The 20165-nt window shown below is 46.4% G+C and carries 13 protein-coding genes and 3 rRNA genes; 4 read left to right on the top strand and 12 right to left on the bottom strand.

All coding sequences use genetic code 11. From position 1 onward, the window contains the following. Positions 1–209 precede the first annotated feature (209 nt). The 9 genes from rrf to trxA all read right to left on the bottom strand — a co-directional run bounded on the left by rrf (position 210) and on the right by trxA (position 11625). Positions 210–325: ribosomal RNA gene (rrf, locus tag OCV20_RS00325) — 5S ribosomal RNA — on the bottom strand. Positions 326–421: 96 nt separating this feature from the next. Next, positions 422–3315 (bottom strand): 23S ribosomal RNA (locus tag OCV20_RS00320). A 353-nt stretch (positions 3316–3668) separates the two neighbouring features. Continuing rightward, positions 3669–5223 (bottom strand): 16S ribosomal RNA (locus tag OCV20_RS00315). The 16S, 23S and 5S rRNA genes sit together here, the layout of an rRNA operon. A 568-nt stretch (positions 5224–5791) precedes the next feature. Then, entirely contained in the window at positions 5792–6505 is a 714-nt protein-coding gene (gene fre / locus OCV20_RS00310; RefSeq protein WP_017055264.1) for an NAD(P)H-flavin reductase, read from the bottom strand. Positions 6506–6525: 20 nt separating this feature from the next. After that, positions 6526–6795: a 2Fe-2S iron-sulfur cluster-binding protein gene (locus tag OCV20_RS00305; protein ID WP_008224727.1), complete on the bottom strand. Its 270-nt coding sequence runs from the start codon at positions 6793–6795 to the stop codon at positions 6526–6528. After that, complete coding sequence (gene ubiD, locus OCV20_RS00300; protein ID WP_086773569.1) at positions 6792–8633, bottom strand: 4-hydroxy-3-polyprenylbenzoate decarboxylase; 1842 nt, start codon at positions 8631–8633, stop codon at positions 6792–6794. The genes OCV20_RS00305 and ubiD overlap by 4 nt, the downstream gene beginning before the upstream one ends. 98 nt (positions 8634–8731) lie before the next feature. Continuing rightward, positions 8732–9727, bottom strand: a complete 996-nt coding sequence (locus OCV20_RS00295; RefSeq protein WP_017059249.1) for a hypothetical protein — start codon at positions 9725–9727, stop codon at positions 8732–8734. A 111-nt stretch (positions 9728–9838) separates the two neighbouring features. Continuing rightward, positions 9839–11098, bottom strand: coding sequence for a transcription termination factor Rho (gene rho, locus OCV20_RS00290; RefSeq protein ID WP_017062978.1), 1260 nt, complete (start codon positions 11096–11098; stop codon positions 9839–9841). A 200-nt stretch (positions 11099–11298) separates the two neighbouring features. Next, complete coding sequence (gene trxA, locus OCV20_RS00285; RefSeq protein ID WP_010440700.1) at positions 11299–11625, bottom strand: thioredoxin TrxA; 327 nt, start codon at positions 11623–11625, stop codon at positions 11299–11301. Positions 11626–11736: 111 nt separating this feature from the next. Between trxA and rhlB the strand changes: the two genes are divergently transcribed. Both rhlB and gppA read left to right on the top strand, forming a co-directional pair. Then, the gene (rhlB, locus tag OCV20_RS00280) at positions 11737–13047 is read left to right on the top strand and encodes an ATP-dependent RNA helicase RhlB (RefSeq protein WP_048610414.1); all 1311 of its coding nucleotides are present in this window, start codon (positions 11737–11739) and stop codon (positions 13045–13047) included. A 6-nt stretch (positions 13048–13053) separates the two neighbouring features. After that, positions 13054–14547 carry a guanosine-5'-triphosphate,3'-diphosphate diphosphatase gene (gppA, locus tag OCV20_RS00275; protein WP_048617964.1) on the top strand — a complete coding sequence of 498 codons (1494 nt, stop codon included), beginning with the start codon at positions 13054–13056 and terminating at the stop codon, positions 14545–14547. A 510-nt stretch (positions 14548–15057) separates the two neighbouring features. Here the strand turns inward: gppA and OCV20_RS00270 are convergent. The 3 genes from OCV20_RS00270 to recQ form a co-directional block, all read right to left on the bottom strand. Next, positions 15058–15729: a 7-cyano-7-deazaguanine/7-aminomethyl-7-deazaguanine transporter gene (locus tag OCV20_RS00270; RefSeq protein WP_048613244.1), complete on the bottom strand. Its 672-nt coding sequence runs from the start codon at positions 15727–15729 to the stop codon at positions 15058–15060. Between the two features lie 245 nt (positions 15730–15974). Further along, on the bottom strand, positions 15975–16286 hold the full coding sequence (locus tag OCV20_RS00265) for a DUF3630 family protein (RefSeq protein WP_086773568.1): 312 nt from the start codon (positions 16284–16286) through the stop codon (positions 15975–15977). Between the two features lie 48 nt (positions 16287–16334). Then, positions 16335–18173, bottom strand: a complete 1839-nt coding sequence (recQ, locus tag OCV20_RS00260) for an ATP-dependent DNA helicase RecQ (protein ID WP_017065746.1) — start codon at positions 18171–18173, stop codon at positions 16335–16337. A gap of 179 nt (positions 18174–18352) precedes the next feature. Here recQ and rarD point away from each other — a divergent pair, with 179 nt between their 5' ends. Both rarD and OCV20_RS00250 read left to right on the top strand, forming a co-directional pair. Next, entirely contained in the window at positions 18353–19261 is a 909-nt protein-coding gene (rarD, locus tag OCV20_RS00255) for an EamA family transporter RarD (protein ID WP_086773567.1), read from the top strand. 86 nt (positions 19262–19347) lie between these two features. Then, positions 19348–20142, top strand: a complete 795-nt coding sequence (locus tag OCV20_RS00250) for a helix-turn-helix transcriptional regulator (RefSeq protein ID WP_048617962.1) — start codon at positions 19348–19350, stop codon at positions 20140–20142. Positions 20143–20165 lie beyond the last annotated feature (23 nt).

The following is a 20165-nucleotide window of genomic DNA, read 5'->3' as shown; positions in this document are numbered from 1 at the left end:
TATCTAACGATAAAACGTTTTGACATTCATCAACGAGTGCCCACACAGATTGATAGGTTTAAATTGTTAAAGAGCTTTGCTTTCAGTGCCTTAGCACTCAAGCAGGACGCGTATAATACGCTTTCTACTTTGAAAGTCAACATAAAATACTAAGAAAACTTAGAACTCTATGGTGACTTGTCTATTTAATAGACAAAGTCGAAATTAAAGCCTGGCGATGTCCTACTCTCACATGGGGAAGCCCCACACTACCATCGGCGCTATTGTGTTTCACTTCTGAGTTCGGCATGGAATCAGGTGGGTCCACAATGCTATGGTCGCCAAGCAAATTTTAAAATTCGGAAAACTGTATTTAAAAGTTATTTCTCTTCAAACTCATTCAAGGTCTGTCTTTGAGTCCACAAAACCCCTTGGGTGTTGTATGGTTAAGCCTCACGGGCAATTAGTACAGGTTAGCTCAATGCCTCGCAGCACTTACACACCCTGCCTATCAACGTCGTAGTCTACGACAACCCTTTAGGACGCTTATAGCGCCAGGGAAAACTCATCTCAAGGCTCGCTTCCCGCTTAGATGCTTTCAGCGGTTATCGATTCCGAACTTAGCTACCGGGCAATGCCATTGGCATGACAACCCGAACACCAGAGGTTCGTCCACTCCGGTCCTCTCGTACTAGGAGCAGCCCCTTTCAATTTTCCAACGCCCACGGCAGATAGGGACCGAACTGTCTCACGACGTTCTAAACCCAGCTCGCGTACCACTTTAAATGGCGAACAGCCATACCCTTGGGACCGACTTCAGCCCCAGGATGTGATGAGCCGACATCGAGGTGCCAAACACCGCCGTCGATATGAACTCTTGGGCGGTATCAGCCTGTTATCCCCGGAGTACCTTTTATCCGTTGAGCGATGGCCCTTCCATTCAGAACCACCGGATCACTATGACCTGCTTTCGCACCTGCTCGAATTGTCATTCTCGCAGTCAAGCGGGCTTATGCCATTGCACTAACCACACGATGTCCAACCGTGTTTAGCCCACCTTCGTGCTCCTCCGTTACTCTTTGGGAGGAGACCGCCCCAGTCAAACTACCCACCAGGCACTGTCCGTAATCCCGATTCAGGGACCAACGTTAGAACATCAAAACTACAAGGGTGGTATTTCAAGGACGACTCCACCACATCTAGCGACGCGGTTTCATAGTCTCCCACCTATCCTACACATGTAGGTTCAATGTTCAGTGCCAAGCTGTAGTAAAGGTTCACGGGGTCTTTCCGTCTAGCCGCGGGTACACTGCATCTTCACAGCGATTTCAATTTCACTGAGTCTCGGGTGGAGACAGCGTGGCCATCATTACGCCATTCGTGCAGGTCGGAACTTACCCGACAAGGAATTTCGCTACCTTAGGACCGTTATAGTTACGGCCGCCGTTTACCGGGGCTTCGATCAAGAGCTTCGACCGAAGTCTAACCCCATCAATTAACCTTCCGGCACCGGGCAGGCGTCACACCGTATACGTCATCTTACGATTTTGCACAGTGCTGTGTTTTTAATAAACAGTTGCAGCCACCTGGTATCTGCGACTCTCGTCTGCTCCATCCGCAAGGGACTTCACTGATAAGAGCGTACCTTCTCCCGAAGTTACGGTACCATTTTGCCTAGTTCCTTCACCCGAGTTCTCTCAAGCGCCTTGGTATTCTCTACCCGACCACCTGTGTCGGTTTGGGGTACGATTCCTTACAATCTGAAGCTTAGAGGCTTTTCCTGGAAGCATGGCATCAATGACTTCACTACCGTAGTAGCTCGACATCGTATCTCAGCGTTAGTAGCGGTCCGGATTTACCTAAACCACCCGCCTACGTACTTGAACCTGGACAACCGTCGCCAGGCCCACCTAGCCTTCTCCGTCCCCCCATCGCAATTGTAAGAAGTACAGGAATATTAACCTGTTTCCCATCGACTACGCCTTTCGGCCTCGCCTTAGGAGTCGACTTACCCTGCCCCGATTAACGTTGGACAGGAACCCTTGGTCTTCCGGCGAGGGAGTTTTTCACTCCCTTTATCGTTACTCATGTCAGCATTCGCACTTCTGATACCTCCAGCAGCCCTTACAGACCACCTTCAACGGCTTACAGAACGCTCCCCTACCCCACATACCCTAAGGTACGTAGCCGCAGCTTCGGTGTATAGCTTAGCCCCGTTACATCTTCCGCGCAGGCCGACTCGACCAGTGAGCTATTACGCTTTCTTTAAATGATGGCTGCTTCTAAGCCAACATCCTGGCTGTCTGAGCCTTCCCACATCGTTTCCCACTTAGCTATACTTTGGGACCTTAGCTGGCGGTCTGGGTTGTTTCCCTCTCCACGACGGACGTTAGCACCCGCCGTGTGTCTCCCGGATAGTACTTACTGGTATTCGGAGTTTGCAAAGGGTTGGTAAGTCGGGATGACCCCCTAGCCTTAACAGTGCTCTACCCCCAGTAGTATTCGTCCGAGGCGCTACCTAAATAGCTTTCGGGGAGAACCAGCTATCTCCAGGTTTGATTGGCCTTTCACCCCTAGCCACAAGTCATCCGCTAATTTTTCAACATTAGTCGGTTCGGTCCTCCAGTTGATGTTACTCAACCTTCAACCTGCCCATGGCTAGATCACCTGGTTTCGGGTCTAATCCTAGCAACTGTACGCCCAGTTAAGACTCGGTTTCCCTACGGCTCCCCTAAACGGTTAACCTTGCTACTAAAATTAAGTCGCTGACCCATTATACAAAAGGTACGCAGTCACACCACGAAGGTGCTCCTACTGCTTGTACGTACACGGTTTCAGGTTCTATTTCACTCCCCTCACAGGGGTTCTTTTCGCCTTTCCCTCACGGTACTGGTTCACTATCGGTCAGTCAGTAGTATTTAGCCTTGGAGGATGGTCCCCCCATATTCAGACAGGATATCACGTGTCCCGCCCTACTCGTTTTCACTGATGATGAGATGTCGATTACGGGGCTATCACCCTTTATTGCGGCACTTTCCAGAGCCTTCATCTGTCTCATTAAAAGCTTAAGGGCTAATCCAATTTCGCTCGCCGCTACTTTCGGAATCTCGGTTGATTTCTCTTCCTCGGGGTACTTAGATGTTTCAGTTCCCCCGGTTTGCCTCCTGTTGTTATGTATTCACAACAGGATACTTACTTATGTAAGTGGGTTTCCCCATTCAGGAATCCCAGACTCAAAAGGTTATTACTACCTAATCTGGGCTTATCGCAAGTTATTACGCCTTTCATCGCCTCTGACTGCCAAGGCATCCACCGTGTACGCTTAGTCACTTAACCATACAACCCGAAAGGGTCTTAGTGTATGGCAACTAACCAAGGTTTTTGGTTGTCATCAAGAAGGGTTAATTCTCAATGACTGTTTGCCGGACTCAATTGTGATTCAAACAAGTTTGAATCGAATACAAGACACTTGAATGTGTTTGTTGTGTTTATCTAATGAAAGATAAACATTGAGAACTTTTAAATTTGATTGAATTACTCGTAAGTAATCAATCAGTCAGCTTTCCAAATTGTTAAAGAGCATAAAGCAAAAAGCTTTAATCAATAACTTACGTTATTAATTAAAGCTCTGGCTTTAACTAAATCTAAACCATCAATCTGTGTGGGTACTCATCAAAGATATCTTCGTATAAGGAGGTGATCCAGCCCCAGGTTCCCCTAGGGCTACCTTGTTACGACTTCACCCCAGTCATGAACCACAAAGTGGTGAGCGTCCTCCCCGAAAGGTTAAACTACCCACTTCTTTTGCAGCCCACTCCCATGGTGTGACGGGCGGTGTGTACAAGGCCCGGGAACGTATTCACCGTGACATTCTGATTCACGATTACTAGCGATTCCGACTTCATGGAGTCGAGTTGCAGACTCCAATCCGGACTACGACGCACTTTTTGGGATTCGCTCACTATCGCTAGCTTGCTGCCCTCTGTATGCGCCATTGTAGCACGTGTGTAGCCCTACTCGTAAGGGCCATGATGACTTGACGTCGTCCCCACCTTCCTCCGGTTTATCACCGGCAGTCTCCCTGGAGTTCCCGACATTACTCGCTGGCAAACAAGGATAAGGGTTGCGCTCGTTGCGGGACTTAACCCAACATTTCACAACACGAGCTGACGACAGCCATGCAGCACCTGTCTCAGAGCTCCCGAAGGCACACCTGTGTCTCCACTGGCTTCTCTGGATGTCAAGAGTAGGTAAGGTTCTTCGCGTTGCATCGAATTAAACCACATGCTCCACCGCTTGTGCGGGCCCCCGTCAATTCATTTGAGTTTTAATCTTGCGACCGTACTCCCCAGGCGGTCTACTTAACGCGTTAGCTCCGAAAGCCACGGCTCAAGGCCACAACCTCCAAGTAGACATCGTTTACGGCGTGGACTACCAGGGTATCTAATCCTGTTTGCTCCCCACGCTTTCGCATCTGAGTGTCAGTATCTGTCCAGGGGGCCGCCTTCGCCACTGGTATTCCTTCAGATCTCTACGCATTTCACCGCTACACCTGAAATTCTACCCCCCTCTACAGTACTCTAGTTCACCAGTTTCAAATGCAGTTCCGAGGTTGAGCCCCGGGCTTTCACATCTGACTTAATGAACCACCTGCATGCGCTTTACGCCCAGTAATTCCGATTAACGCTCGCACCCTCCGTATTACCGCGGCTGCTGGCACGGAGTTAGCCGGTGCTTCTTCTGTTGCTAACGTCAAGAGACAGCGCTATTAACACTACCCCCTTCCTCACAACTGAAAGTACTTTACAACCCGAAGGCCTTCTTCATACACGCGGCATGGCTGCATCAGGCTTTCGCCCATTGTGCAATATTCCCCACTGCTGCCTCCCGTAGGAGTCTGGACCGTGTCTCAGTTCCAGTGTGGCTGATCATCCTCTCAGACCAGCTAGGGATCGTCGCCTTGGTGAGCCATTACCTCACCAACTAGCTAATCCCACCTAGGCATATCTTGACGCGAGAGGCCCGAAGGTCCCCCTCTTTGGCCCGTAGGCATTATGCGGTATTAGCCATCGTTTCCAATGGTTATCCCCCACATCAAGGCAATTTCCTAGGCATTACTCACCCGTCCGCCGCTCGACGCCCATTAACGCACCCGAAGGATTGTTAGTGTCGTTTCCGCTCGACTTGCATGTGTTAGGCCTGCCGCCAGCGTTCAATCTGAGCCATGATCAAACTCTTCAATTTAAGATTTTGTGACTCAACGAATACTGACTTCAAAACTAATATTCATGTAAACATGAACATGTAATTCTAAAGCTATTACCATTCCAACAGAATGGTAATGAATTGACTGTGCCGAATAACTACAAGTAGTTAAACGTATTGGTCACTCAGTTCATTGAAATCAATTTTGATTCCGAAGAATCTGTTTTATCTAACGATAAAACGTTTTGATATTCATCAACGAGTGCCCACACAGATTGATAGGTTTAAATTGTTAAAGAGCTTAACTTCTTGAGCGTTCCTTTTAAGCAAGGAGCCTCTCGAAGTGGACGGCCATTCTAGCGAATTAACATTCAGTGTCAAACACTTTTTGAAAATTAATTTTTTGTCGCTTTCCGTCTTACTGATTCTTGCTGAAGCCTTGTGGCGTCTGCCGTCTCAGTGGTGTCGCATTATAGGGAACCCTCTCAGCTTAGCAACTACTTTTTCATAAAAAATGAATAAATAGGGGTTAACTGCCTAATAGTTCACCTAAACGTAAAAAAGAGAGCATTTCTGCTCTCTTTTTGCTCAAAACCTAAGGGTATTGTTAGATAAATGCGTAAGCATCCGCGTACATATGGTCGCGCTTTGCTTCTTTATTCTGAGTAAATAGGTCTCTTGCAGCGCCCGCCATTTCAAAACGACCCGCAATATAGATATCGAAATCAGCTAATGATTCGAAACTTTGCGTGATAGCCTCAAGCACATTACCTGTTTGGCCGTGCCAAACTTCCGGTGCTTCTTCTACTACCGGTACAAAGTGCACATTGCTATGCTTTTCTGCAATGCCAACCAACTCTTCTTTCGCATATAACTGGCACTCATCTTTTGCGCCCCAGTATAGGTAGATCTCTTTCGAGCTATTTTGCGCGATGCAGTGATCAAGAATAGAGCGCACGTAGCTGAAACCCGTGCCACCAGCAATAAGTAATAGAGGGCGATCGCTTTCTTCTTTGATCCAAGCATCTCCGTGTGGAGCATCAATAGCAATATCACCATCTTCAGCTTGTGCCTTCTTCATCGCTTCAACGACTTCTAGTGCGTAAGCATTATGCTCGGCAGCACCAATATGTAGCTCAAGCTCACCTTCGTGGCGGCAAGGGCTACTTGCGATAGAGAATGGGCGCTTATCTTTCTCGCCCATTTCAACCATCAGGTACTGGCCCGCTTTAAAAGCGACCGGTGTTTCTGGGTGGAGTAGGATTTGGTAAGTATTACAAGCCAAAGGCTCGATAGACTTCACTTTACATTTAATAGTCATGTTCTTCCTCTTACTAACCCTTAATCGGCAAAGGTTAGAACTAAATTACTTTCTGCAAATGCTTGGCAAGCAAAAATCCAGCCTTGTTGCTGCTCTTTCTCTGTGAGCATGGGTTCAAGGTGGTAACTCACTTGCCCTTCTAATTTTTTGCACATACACATTGCGCATGCGCCAACTTGGCAACGGTTTGGGAAATAGATATCGCTGTTGAGCGCAGCATCCAAGACCGTTTGCCCTTTTTCTACTGTGAAACTGATGTTTTCTGGGTATAAGACTACTTGGTAGCTCATGAAATTCCTAGCTGTTCCCAGATGCTATCAATCTTTTTCACGACATCAGGATCTTTTGTGATTGGTACACCCCACTCACGCAAGCATTCACCTTCCCACTTATTGGTCGCATCGAGGCCCATTTTTGAGTGTCCAGTTTCATTCTGTAGGAATAACGTATCTCTCGCCGGATCCATTCTGGTCGTTACCGCCCAAATGATGTCATTCCAATCACTCACATTGACATCACCGTCACACACGATAACAAACTTGTTCTCATCAAATTGAGACCAAACCGCTTCCATGATTTTCTTACCATTACCGGCTGCTTGCTTATCAATAGACACCACAACCATGCTGGCATTGTCGTTTTGCAGGTGAATATCAATAATTTCAGGATGAACCTTGGTTAACTCAGCCAAGCTACCCTCTATATGTTCACTATTTACAGGTGCTGCTTGGGCATCTGGCGATAACGCTAACTCTGCGTCCCACTTCTTAGTGATATCTAGACCCATCTTAGAGCCTAACCCAACCACGGGTGAAGCAAAATCCAATGAATCGATCGGCGTGTTCTCTATCATCAAGCTATCGCGTGACGGATCCATATGTTCGCACATCGCTGCGGTTACTTGAGACCAATCACGTGCATTCACATCTTCATCGCACACCAATACAAATTTGGTGTACATGAATTGGCGTAAGAAAGACCATACACCCATCATCACTCGCTTAGCGTGACCTGGGTATTGCTTCTTCATGGTCACTACTGCCATTCGGTACGAACAACCTTCAGGCGGTAGATAGAAATCTTCAATCTCTGGGAACTGCTTTTGAAGAATAGGCACAAACACTTCATTGAGCGCAACACCCAATACCGCTGGCTCATCAGGTGGACGGCCAGTATAGGTGCTGTGATAGATAGGGTTCTCGCGCATGGTTACATGAGTAATAGTAAACACATGGTGCTTTTCTTTCTCGTTGTAGTAACCAGTATGATCTCCGTAAGGCCCTTCATCCGCGAATTCATTCGGGTCAATGTAACCTTCCATCACGATTTCTGCACTTGCAGGAACTTCTAAGTCGTTGCTGATTGATTTAACGACCTCAGTTTTACTACCACGTAATAAGCCTGCAAACGCGTACTCCGATAAAGTATCCGGCACTGGCGTAACTGCTCCAAGAATGGTGGCAGGGTCAGCACCAAACGCTACCGATACTGGGAATGGCTTCTCTGGGTTGGCTTCCATCCAATCACGCAGATCCAGCGCTCCACCACGGTGGGCTAACCAACGCATGATGATTTTATTCTTGCCGATCTTCTGTTGACGATAGATGCCTAAGTTTTGGCGTTTCTTGTTTGGACCACGAGTAACCGTTAAACCCCATGTTAGCAATGGTGCGACATCGTCAGCCCAACAGCTCATCACAGGTATTTTATCTAGGTCGACGTCATCGCCTTGCCATACCACTTGTTGGCAAGCCGCTTTGCGAAGGCGTTTAGCCGGCATGTTCAAGACTTGCTTAAATACAGGCAGTTTATCAAGAGCGTCTTTAAAGCCTTTTGGTGGCTCAGGTTCTTTTAGGTAAGCAAGCAACTTGCCCACTTCACGCAGTTCTTTGACTTCTTGACGCCCCATACCAATAGCAACACGGTTGGGTGTACCAAATAGGTTGGTCAAAACAGGCATGTCATAGCCTACTGGATTTTCAAACAAAAGAGCCGGGCCACCAGCACGTAGAGTACGGTCGCTAATCTCGGTCATTTCGTAGTCTGGATCGACTGGGTGAGAAATGCGTTTCAACTGACCAATACTTTCAAGATGGTCGATAAAATCACGTAAATCTTTAAAACTCATAGGACTTCTACATGCTGATTATTCTGCGCTCAGTATATCAAAAAGGGTGACGCTGAGGTCCCCCTTTTTAGTGTGGTTATTGAGAGGCAAAATCCACTTTACGGTAATGCTTGCTCGATCAAAGAACTCTTCACCTGAGGGTTATCATTGACGAGATCTTGCAACCATCGCGTATGACCTTGTTTGGCGAGTTCACGCGCAACTAATGGTGCTTCATCAGCAATCGCCATCCTAGAGACAAGGAACAGCTTCACCTCTTCTGATAACGGGTTAACTTTGGTAAGCAAAGTAATCGCTTCATCTTTCAAACGCGGGTTCTTAGTCGCTGCCATCACCTGTTCAAGCGCGAACGTTTGTTTGGTTTCAGCAAGGCGAACTAGCTCAGCTTGGCTATGATAATCGGCCTTCATTCGCCATAGAATTTTGTAGACCTCTGGGTCTTCGCTCACTTGCGCTAATCGAACCACCACCTCAGTAGAAGGTAACCAGCTAACAATAGAAGATGCAGTGAGTTGCTTAGTTAGGTAATCAACCGCTTCAGGAGATAAACTGTCTAGCTCTCTAATGAGCAATGCTTCTCGCGTTTGAACTTGATGTTCAGATCCAGATAACCACTCTTTTAGGTCGAGTTCCTGTTTCTCTGCATCTAACACAAACACCAATGTCTTCTGATCTTGACGCCATTGTTTAATAAGGCGATTAGCAATTGAAGGGTAATTAAAGGCAGGTACCGTAAACTCATAGCCATCTCCACGCTCTAAGACTTGATAAGTAGGCGTGATAGCAAGTTGCTGCTCAATGAAGATAGACATCTTGGGTGTGAGTACGATTTTTTGCTGTTCAAGCTTCTTCAAGAGTTGGTAACGAGCCACCTCTTGCTGGGGAAATGTCAGGCGCTCAAGCGCAAAGCGTAGCGAATTGACTTCGTCACGTACGACAAGCTCGAGTAGTTCAGCAGTTTTCAGTTTTACTTGATCATTCTCAAGCCAAGACTCTACTGTAAGTGGAGACATCTCGGTGGCATAGCTCATACCAACCGGTGAAAATAACAGTGAAGTAGACAGGAGTAATGATGACAACAGTCCATGTTGCATTTTAACTTCCTTGTAACACTTTTACTCATTCTGCAAGCTGGCGCTACAAAATGCAAATAAAAAGCGCCACCCGAGGGCAGCGCTTATTAAATAACGATCAGCTAATCAATATTACTGACGACGCATTGCGTCAAAGAACTCATCGTTCGTTTTCGTCATTGCTAGCTTGTCGATAAGGAATTCCATTGCGTCGATTTCGCCCATTGGGTGAACAATCTTACGCAGGATCCACATCTTCTGTAGTTCATCGTTCTTGGTAAGAAGCTCTTCACGACGAGTACCAGAGCGGTTGAAATCAATCGCTGGGAATACGCGTTTTTCAGCAATCTTACGGTTAAGGTGCAGTTCCATGTTACCTGTACCTTTGAATTCTTCGTAGATAACTTCATCCATCTTAGAACCAGTATCAACCAGTGCTGTTGCGATGATAGTCAAGCTACCGCCTTCTTCTACGTTACGTGCCGCACCGAAGAAACGCTTTGGACGATGTAGAGCATTCGCATCAACACCACCAGTAAGAACTTTACCTGATGAAGGAATCACAGTGTTGTAAGCACGAGCTAGACGAGTAATAGAATCCAGTAGGATAACTACGTCTTTCTTGTGTTCAACAAGGCGTTTCGCTTTCTCGATAACCATTTCTGCAACTTGTACGTGGCGAGATGCTGGCTCATCGAATGTTGAAGCAACTACTTCGCCTTTAACTAGACGCTGCATTTCTGTTACTTCTTCTGGACGCTCATCGATAAGTAGAACCATTAGTTCACACTCAGGATGGTTACGCGCAATGCTTTGAGCAATGTTTTGCAGAAGCATTGTCTTACCCGCTTTAGGCGGAGCAACAATCAGACCACGCTGACCTTTACCAATTGGAGATGCAAGATCAAGAATACGAGCCGTAATATCTTCAGTCGCACCATTACCCGCTTCCATCACCATACGTTCGTTAGCGTGAAGAGGAGTAAGGTTTTCGAAAAGAATCTTATTACGAGCGTTGTCTGGCTTGTCGTAGTTAACCGTGTTTACTTTAAGCAGTGCAAAGTAACGCTCACCGTCTTTAGGTGGACGGATTTTACCGCCAATAGAGTCACCTGTACGTAGGTTAAAACGACGAATTTGGCTTGGTGATACGTAGATATCATCTGGGCCAGCCAGGTATGAACTGTCGGCGCTACGTAGGAAACCAAAACCGTCTTGAAGAATTTCTAGAACACCATCACCAAAGATGTCTTCACCACTTTTTGCATGCGCTTTAAGGATGGAGAAGATAATATCTTGTTTTCTTAGGCGAGCTTGATTTTCAAGACCTAAGCTTTCGCTAAGTTTAACAAGCTCAGACACAGGTCTGTTCTTCAGTTCAGTAAGATTCATAGTGGTGGAAGTTTGTTTAGTCAAAATAGGATCTGTTTTCTTAAGTTAAGAAGGATTTGGTCACAGGATCGACCAAGAAGAGAAATTCGTTCAATTAACGTGCGATAAATTAGCACTAAAACTAAGACTAGTCCATAGCTTAGAAAAAACAAAACCGCGCATTTGTTAACTGCACGGTTTCTTTTCAAATGCTGACCTGATTATAGGTTAGCGTCTAAGAACTCTTTAAGTTGAGTTTTAGATAATGCACCAACTTTAGTCGCTGCTACGCCGCCATCTTTGAAAAGAAGTAGCGTTGGAATACCGCGAATACCAAACTTTGGTGGAGTACCAGCATTTTGGTCGATATTTAATTTACCGATTGTGAGCTTGCCTTCGTACTCGTCTGCGATTTCATCAAGAATCGGCGCAATCATTTTACATGGACCACACCATTCTGCCCAAAAATCAACAAGAACAGGGCCTGCAGCATTGATTACATCGTTATCAAAACCGTCATCAGTTAGCTGCAAAATCTTATCACTCATCTTCCACTCCAATGTATTTTTTAGAACTGGTTGGATGATAACCAGTAAATAGATGCCCTATTGGAATGTATTTACTTTCGTATTGCAAGCTTAAGCTGATATTCTATAGCAATGAAAAAGACGCATATCACAGAGCAAAAGTTCGCCGACTTGGATTTACTTCCGCAAGTCATTGAAGGATTGGAGAAAAAAGGGTTCGATTATTGTACCCCTATCCAAGCCTTGGCGCTCCCGGTACTGCTCACCGGCCAAGACATTGCAGGCCAGGCCCAAACGGGTACTGGTAAAACGCTTGCGTTTCTTACTGCTACTTTTAACCACCTGCTAAAAACACCTGAGCATGAAGGGCGTAAGCCTAACCAGCCACGTGCGATTATTATGGCACCAACGCGTGAACTCGCGATTCAGATCTACAACGATGCTGACTCTCTGGTTGAAAGCACAGGTATCAAGGCAGCACTTGCTTACGGTGGCGAAAGCTATGACAAGCAACTAGGTAAAATCGAAGAAGGCGCAGATATCTTAATTGGTACGACTGGCCGCATCATCGATTTCTACAAGCAGAAGGTATTTAACCTTAACCACATTCAAGCTGTTGTTCTTGACGAAGCTGATCGCATGTTCGATCTTGGCTTCATCAAAGACATCCGCTTCTTGTTCCGCCGTATGCCTGAGCCAAAAGATCGCCTGAACATGCTGTTCTCTGCGACATTGTCTTACCGCGTACAAGAGCTAGCGTTCGAACACATGCACAACCCAGAGCATGTTGTTGTTGAGCCAGAGCGTAAAACAGGTCACCGCATTCAGGAAGAGCTGTTCTACCCATCAAACGAACACAAAATGGCACTTCTGCAGACTCTAGTTGAAGAAGAGTGGCCAGAGCGCGCTATCATCTTCGCTAACACTAAGCACAAATGTGAGTCTGTTTGGGGTCACCTAGCTGCAGATGGTCACCGTGTTGGCCTGCTAACTGGCGATGTTCCTCAGAAGAAACGTGAAAAGATTCTTGAGCAATTCACTAAAGGTGATGTTGACCTGCTTGTCGCAACCGATGTTGCAGCACGTGGTCTACACATTCCTCAAGTAACACACGTATTCAACTTCGACCTACCTGATGACTGTGAAGATTACGTTCACCGTATCGGCCGTACAGGTCGTGCTGGCGCAAGTGGTCACTCAATAAGCTTTGCTTGTGAAGATTACGCAATCAACTTGCCGCCAATCGAAGAATACATTGAGCACGCTATCCCTGTATCTGACTACGATGCTTCAGCACTGCTAGAAGATCTACCAGCACCATTGCGCTTACGTACACGTAACCCGCAACAACGCCGCTCAAACAACAATGGCCCACGCAACGGTAACCGTAAACCAAACCAGAACCGTCGCCCACGCCAACCGCGTCATAACAAGGAAGCTTAGTCGCTTATGAGTCAAACAGTGTCACCCCCGCTTTACGCTGCAATCGACCTCGGGTCGAACAGTTTTCATATGCTCGTTGTGCGTCATATCGATGGCAGCGTACAAACCATGGCTAAAATTAAGCGCAAAGTGCGTTTAGCTGCAGGCTTAGATGAAAATAATGCGCTTAGTACAGAAGCCATGCAGCGCGGTTGGGACTGTTTGAGTCTCTTTGCAGAGCGACTGCAAGATATTCCGAAAGAAAATATCCGCATTGTCGGTACAGCGACCCTACGTACTGCTATCAATGTGGATATATTTCTAGAGAAAGCGAACCAGATCCTTGGTTACGACATCAATGTTATCTCCGGTGAAGAAGAAGCTGCGACTATTTATAAAGGCGTAGCACACACTTCTGGTGGCAGCGGCCGCCGACTGGTTGTTGATATTGGTGGCGCAAGCACCGAGATGATCATTGGTGAAGGCTTCTCAGCGAAAGCACTAACCAGCCTGAAGATGGGCTGTGTTACTTGGCTTGAGCGCCACTTTAAAGATCGCCAATTAACCGCAACCAACTTTAACAACGCCATTGAAGCGGCGAAGTCAACGTTGGCTCCTATCCTAGATAGCTACACTGATATCGGATGGGATGTGTGTGTGGGCGCCAGTGGTACAGTTCAAGCACTGCAAGAGATCATGTTGGCGCAAGGCATGGATGAAGTAATTACTCATGCCAAACTTAAGCGCCTACAGAAACAAGCCATGATTACAGAGCGCTTGGAAGAGCTAGAAATCGAAGGGCTGACCCTTGAACGCGCATTAGTGTTCCCGAGTGGCCTTTCTATTCTTATTGCTATTTTTGAGCTGCTTGAAATAGATTCAATGACACTCGCAGGCGGCGCACTCCGTGAAGGCCTAGCTTACGAGATGGTTGATGAGCTGCGCCAAGAAGATATCCGAGCGCGTACCATTAAGAGTGTTCAATCACGCTACCAGATGGACGTAAGCTACGGTGAGCAAGTAGCAGTAGTCGCACAAACGCTGCTAGACCAAGCAGGCGCCGAAGCATGGGTTTCAGAACCTCAAGCTGGTGTGCTATTGCAAACGGCAGCTAAGCTTCACGAGATTGGTTTAACCATCGATTTCAAAAAAGGCGGTGAGCACAGCGCTTACCTGCTGCAGAACTTAGACCTACCTGGCTTTACTCGAGCGCAAAAGCACTACTTGGGTGAGTTAACTCGTCGCTACCGTGAACAGTTAACCTCATTACCAGAGCAACACGCTATCTCAGGCACCAGTAGCAAGCGTATCTTACGTATTCTGCGTTTGGCTATTTTGTTGACTCACCGTCGTAACCCAGACCTTGAGCCACAAGTGACACTTACAGCCAATGGTGACAACTTAACACTCACCATCGATAAGCAATGGCTTGCGAGTAATCCACTGACCGCCGCTGAACTAGAGATCGAATCCAACCGTCAAACAGACATTGGTTGGCCTCTGACGATCGCAGAGTCGTAATTCTTACACCTGTTTAGATACACAAAAGGCCTTCACAATTGAAGGCCTTTTTATTACTCACTTCCCTGCACGCTTCCTTTGCACACTTCATCTCATAAACTCCATTACGAGAGTGCTCACTTCGAACCATCGAATTATTCCGATTGAATAGGAAATGCTTTCTTCCACTTTTTACGGCGATAGTCGCTGTATACACAGTAGAGTTTGAAGGTGATAAGGATGAACATGGCGAGCCTCATAATGACAAAGAGCCGCCATTCTACAAACGTACACGTTCACCACATCACCAAAGGATTACCATTCAATAATAACGATATAAATAAAACATAAACCAACAACTTATCAATCACTTATAATAAAAAATAAGTTGTCTGGGTAGTGAGTTTGAAGGTACAGAGGGAGAAAAATCGCTAGAGAAGAGAAGAAAAAGAGAGGGGAATAAACGCCCTTCAACGAAAATCAAAGGGCACTGAATGATTAAGGTCTTATCGAACTATCGATAGTAAAAAGCTATACGTTCACGCCTGTCGCTTTAAAGTCAGGGTTCACTGCGGTTAGCTTTCTAACAATGTAGTTAAGAAGCACACCGTACATAGGCACGAACAAGCCTAGGCTGATGATAAGTTTGAATCCGTAATCGACTAAGGCAATCTCAGTCCAATGCTCAGCCATGAATGGATCTGGGCTTTGGTAGAAAGCAATCGCAAAGAACGCGATGGTATCAATGGCATTACCGAATAACGTTGAGCATGTTGGGGCTACCCACCACTGTTTAAGCTGACGCAGACGGTTAAAAACATGCACATCCAAGATCTGACCCAGTAAATAAGCCATGAAGCTCGCCGCGGCGATACGTGCAACAAACAAGTTGAACTCACCTAGTTGGCTAAAGCCTTGGAATGAACCTTCAAAGAACACCACTGACAAGAAATAAGAAACGGCCAGCGCTGGTAGCATCACCAAGAAAATGATTTTACGGGCAAGCTGCGCGCCAAAAATGCGTACGGTCAGATCGGTCGCTAGAAAGATAAACGGGAAAGTGAAAGCACCCCAAGTGGTGTGCATACCGAAGACGGTAAAAGGTAGCTGAACCAGATAGTTGCTTGACGCAATAATCACCAAATGGAACAAAACTAATAGTGCTAGGGCTTTGCGCTGTTGCGCAGGGGTAAAGTTACTCATGCTGTACCTTTTTAGTTTGGTTTGGGGGTGAGGGAACCCAAATCGAGTCATTTCTTCGAATAATCCAAGAAAGCTCTTACCAATAATGTGAATTAAAAAATGTATCTAAAAATTGCTCTGTTGAGCGGCGGGCGATTATACATTAATCAATATTGGCTGCAACGGTGAGAACAAACGCAAACGTTTATTCTCACTTTTATTGGCGAATAGCGCTAGAAGCTGTGTTTTAGAAGAGATGCCAAAAGTTAAAAACCGCGCTTGAAAAGCGTCGCGAGATAATCAAACTCTTCTAGGCTTTCTTCCGCGTTTAACGACTCAAACCAAATTGACTCACTGTAATGTTCAGACTTTAAGAACATTCGGCAGTCTTCAAAATCGATCAACCAAGAATGCATATCGGCGTCCCACTGTTTTTCAACAACAGACGCTGACAGCAACGCCACCAGCTTTTCACCTAGCACTTCGTAAGAATCAAAATCAAAACTTGGAGACGTAATCAATAAACGCCCTTCCTCAGCTAAATATTCTCTTAAGCTAAATTCTGTTTGTGTTGTCATGTCCCTATCAACCTTATTCTTTCTCTATAAACTAATCGTTTTTTTAAACTAGCCGTGCGTGGTGATGTGTTCTTGAATCAAATCTAGGAATGGGTCTGCGTACTTATCCAGTTTACGTTGACCAACACCGTTGACTGCCAGCATCTCTCCGTATGAAGTAGGCAGTATTTCAGCCATATCAATCAAGGTCGCATCACTGAATACCACGTATGGTGGTAAGCCATCTTCATCAGCAATCGACTTACGCAGCTTACGCAGTTTGGCAAACAGCTTCTTATCGTAGTTCTTACTGCTCAGTTTATCGGACTTAGCATTACGCACCGCTGTATCTAAACGAGGAACAGCCAGCTCCAAAGACATCTCACCGCGCAGTAGCGGGCGAGCTTCTTCTGTTAACTGTAAAGTCGAGTTACGAGTGATGTTCTGGAACAATAAGCCTTTATGAATCAGCTGACGGAAGATACTGATCCAGTAATCGTGGCTATGGTCGCGGCCAATACCGTAGGTAGACAGCTTATCGTGACCATTATCGCGGACACGGATGTTCTGCATACCACGCATCACTTCAACCACGTAGCCCATACCAAACGACTGATTCACGCGGTACACACAAGACAACGCCTTTTGCGCTTCTTGGGTCGCATCAAAATGCTTAGGTGGATCGAGGCAGATATCGCAGTTGCCACATTGCTTCTCACGATACTCACCAAAGTAGTTAAGCAGAACCTGACGACGACACGTTTGCGCTTCAGCAAAGGCACTCATCGCATTCAGCTTGTGCATCTCAACTTGTTTCTGTGGGCCTTCTTCTTTCTCGTCTAGCATACGACGCAGCCAACCCATATCAGCCGGGTCAAACAGCATCATCGCTTCAGCAGGCAAACCATCACGACCTGCACGGCCGGTCTCTTGATAGTAAGACTCGATGTTACGTGGGATATCAAAGTGCACCACAAAGCGTACGTTGGGTTTGTTGATGCCCATACCGAAAGCCACAGTCGCGACCACGATCTGAATATCATCGCGTTGGAAGGCTTCTTGAACGTAAGCACGCTCATCGGTGTCCATACCAGCGTGATAACCCGCGGCGCGAATACCGTTATTGCACAGCTTCTCGGTCACCATCTCCACTTTCTTACGGCTACCACAGTAGATGATGCCGCAATTGCCCTTTTGTGTTTCTAGGTAGCGAACCACCTGTGACACGGGTTTGTGCTTCTCAACTAGGTTGTAGCGAATATTAGGGCGATCAAAGCTGCCTAAGTAAGTGTGCGGATCTAGGAGCTGCAAGCGCGAGATAATATCTTTACGCGTCGCATCATCGGCGGTTGCTGTGAGCGCCATGTAAGGCACATGCGGGAAATACTGTTTAAGCTGGCCTAACGATGCGTATTCAGGGCGGAAGTCGTGACCCCATTGAGAGATACAGTGCGCTTCATCGACTGCAATCATCGAAAGCGGTAAACCCTGAAGACGTTCGATAAAGTCACGCATCAACACGCGCTCTGGCGATACATACACCATTTTTAGCTGACCTGAGTTCATGCGATTGAACACATTCAGCAACTGGTCACGTGGCATTGAAGAGTTAATACACTCAGCAGCAACACCATTAGCCTTCAGTTGATCGACTTGGTCTTTCATCAACGAGATCAGCGGCGAGATAACCAGAGTCAGCCCTTCACGAACCAACGCCGGGATTTGGTAACACAGAGATTTACCACCACCGGTCGGCATAATCACCAAGCTGTCTTTACCTTCAACGGCCAAATCAATGACCTCTTGCTGACCATCTCGAAAGCTTTGATAGCCAAACACATCTTGTAAGATGGTTTGCGCATCATTCGCGGGAGTTGGTATTTGCTCAGCAATCAGAGTGGCGGTCATTGTGGTTCCTAATCGAGGTATGAAATCAGCAAGCATCTTCGGCAAGCAAGTCGCACATTGTAGAGGGGAACGCTGGCGAATTAAACCGCAAATTGTTAGGTGAAAAGGGTTATCGCTCCTATACTGACCAACTCTCTTATAAATCTTATTAATAAGCACTCAGTGCTAGAGAAAGATGCATGACACAGGAAGAACAACAACGTACGCGCCAGGGAGTTTTGCTTGCCGTCGGTGCCTACACAATGTGGGGTATCGCCCCTATATATTTCAAATCTTTAAGTGACGTTTCCCCATTAGAGATCCTCAGCCACCGTGTAGTATGGTCTTTTTTCCTACTCGCTTTCTTACTGCACATTGGCCGCAGCTGGCGTAAAGTCCGTGACACCCTGACCTCAAAACCCAAAATGCTCTATTTGGTAGCGACCTCTATTTTGGTGGGTGCTAACTGGCTGATCTTTATCTGGGCAGTGAATTCCAATCACATGCTCGATGCCAGTTTGGGGTATTACATCAACCCGCTAATTAACGTGCTACTTGGGATGCTCTTCCTCGGCGAACGCTTACGTAAGCTGCAATGGTTTGCAGTGGCTCTTGCTGCGATTGGCGTATTAATCCAATTGATTGCCTTCGGCTCAGTACCGATCGTCGCCATTGCCCTAGCCTTTAGCTTTGGTTTTTATGGCTTGCTGCGTAAGAAAGTCAGCTTAGAAGCGCAAACGGGTTTGTTCATTGAAACTCTGGTGATGCTGCCTCTCGCCGCAACCTACTTATTGTTTATTGCCGATAGCCCGACCTCAGACTTATCGATGAACCCGATGCAACTTAACCTGTTACTGGTTGCGGCAGGTGTGATTACCACGGTTCCATTGCTGTGTTTTACTGGCGCTGCAACTCGCTTGAAGCTATCGACACTCGGTTTCTTCCAGTACATCGGTCCAAGTTTGATGTTCTTACTGGCGGTTCTGATCTACGGCGAAGCCTTTACCTCAGATAAAGCGATCACCTTTGCTTTCATATGGGGAGCACTGGTTATTTTCAGCTTTGATGGCCTGCGTAACAACAAGAAGAACAAACACGCGAAACAGTGATATTGATCGTTTTTTACAAGACAATCCCTTAATACGCAGATAAGCTTGGTTGAATTGATGACTATTTGACCAAGCTTTTTTGTACCATGGATAAAGTCCACTACTACTCAACCCCAACAGAAGATATCAGCCTGATCCAAGCTCAATACCAAGAGTTTGCCTTTCAGCGCCACTATCATTTGGACTTTCACATCGGCTTAATTACCCAAGGGCAGCAAAAATTCGCCTATAAAGGGACAAGCCATCATGTAGGTGCAGGCCAAGTTGTTATCATGCCACCTGATGAGCTGCATGATGGGCACTCCAAACTCGATTCGGGTTATCAAGTCAGTGTGTTTGCAGTTTCTCCCCAGTGGTTTCAAGATCTTGCCGATCCCAAGCAAAATGGTCACACATTAGGCTTTTCTGAGTTGATCCTCTCCGATCAGGCTGCGTTTTTACAATTACGTAACTTACACGGTCTGTTAATCAATCAAAACATCAGCCAACTCGCTCAAGATTGCTTACCATTCGAGGGATTCTCGACGATCGTCGATCGTTATGCCAAATTTGGATCGAAGAGCGACATCAAACTTGGCAATCAATCGATTGATACACTCAAAGACTATTTGATGGCGAATTTGGATCAACCAGTGCGATTAGAGCAACTGTCTGAGCTGTGCGGCTTAACCACAACTCAATTCCAACGCCACTTTAAGAACAGAATGGGCATCACCCCTTATGCGTGGCTGAGCCGTTTACGTATGGAACAGAGCATGCGCCTGATTAAATCTGGGATCTGTGGCACTAAGGTCGCGCACCAAGTAGGCTTCTATGATCAAGCACACTTCTCCAAAGCATTCAAAACCACATTCGGCGTACCACCCTCACAAATCAACTAAGTGTTGATAATTTACAATTGCTC

Origin of the sequence: Vibrio coralliirubri (genome assembly GCF_024347375.1) — a bacterium.
Lineage (GTDB): Bacteria > Pseudomonadota > Gammaproteobacteria > Enterobacterales > Vibrionaceae > Vibrio > Vibrio coralliirubri.
This window is presented reverse-complemented; position numbering and strand designations above follow the sequence as displayed.

Bases quoted from the DNA above. Each gene is read 5' to 3' on its own strand.
- fre (WP_017055264.1), bottom strand. From the start codon at position 6,505: ATGACTATTAAATGTAAAGTGAAGTCTATCGAGCCTTTGGCTTGTAAT.
- OCV20_RS00305 (WP_008224727.1), bottom strand. From the start codon at position 6,795: ATGAGCTACCAAGTAGTCTTATACCCAGAAAACATCAGTTTCACAGTA.
- ubiD (WP_086773569.1), bottom strand. From the start codon at position 8,633: ATGAGTTTTAAAGATTTACGTGATTTTATCGACCATCTTGAAAGTATT.
- OCV20_RS00295 (WP_017059249.1), bottom strand. From the start codon at position 9,727: ATGCAACATGGACTGTTGTCATCATTACTCCTGTCTACTTCACTGTTA.
- rho (WP_017062978.1), bottom strand. From the start codon at position 11,098: ATGAATCTTACTGAACTGAAGAACAGACCTGTGTCTGAGCTTGTTAAA.
- trxA (WP_010440700.1), bottom strand. From the start codon at position 11,625: ATGAGTGATAAGATTTTGCAGCTAACTGATGACGGTTTTGATAACGAT.
- rhlB (WP_048610414.1), top strand. From the start codon at position 11,737: ATGAAAAAGACGCATATCACAGAGCAAAAGTTCGCCGACTTGGATTTA.
- gppA (WP_048617964.1), top strand. From the start codon at position 13,054: ATGAGTCAAACAGTGTCACCCCCGCTTTACGCTGCAATCGACCTCGGG.
- OCV20_RS00270 (WP_048613244.1), bottom strand. From the start codon at position 15,729: ATGAGTAACTTTACCCCTGCGCAACAGCGCAAAGCCCTAGCACTATTA.
- OCV20_RS00265 (WP_086773568.1), bottom strand. From the start codon at position 16,286: ATGACAACACAAACAGAATTTAGCTTAAGAGAATATTTAGCTGAGGAA.
- recQ (WP_017065746.1), bottom strand. From the start codon at position 18,173: ATGACCGCCACTCTGATTGCTGAGCAAATACCAACTCCCGCGAATGAT.
- rarD (WP_086773567.1), top strand. From the start codon at position 18,353: ATGACACAGGAAGAACAACAACGTACGCGCCAGGGAGTTTTGCTTGCC.
- OCV20_RS00250 (WP_048617962.1), top strand. From the start codon at position 19,348: ATGGATAAAGTCCACTACTACTCAACCCCAACAGAAGATATCAGCCTG.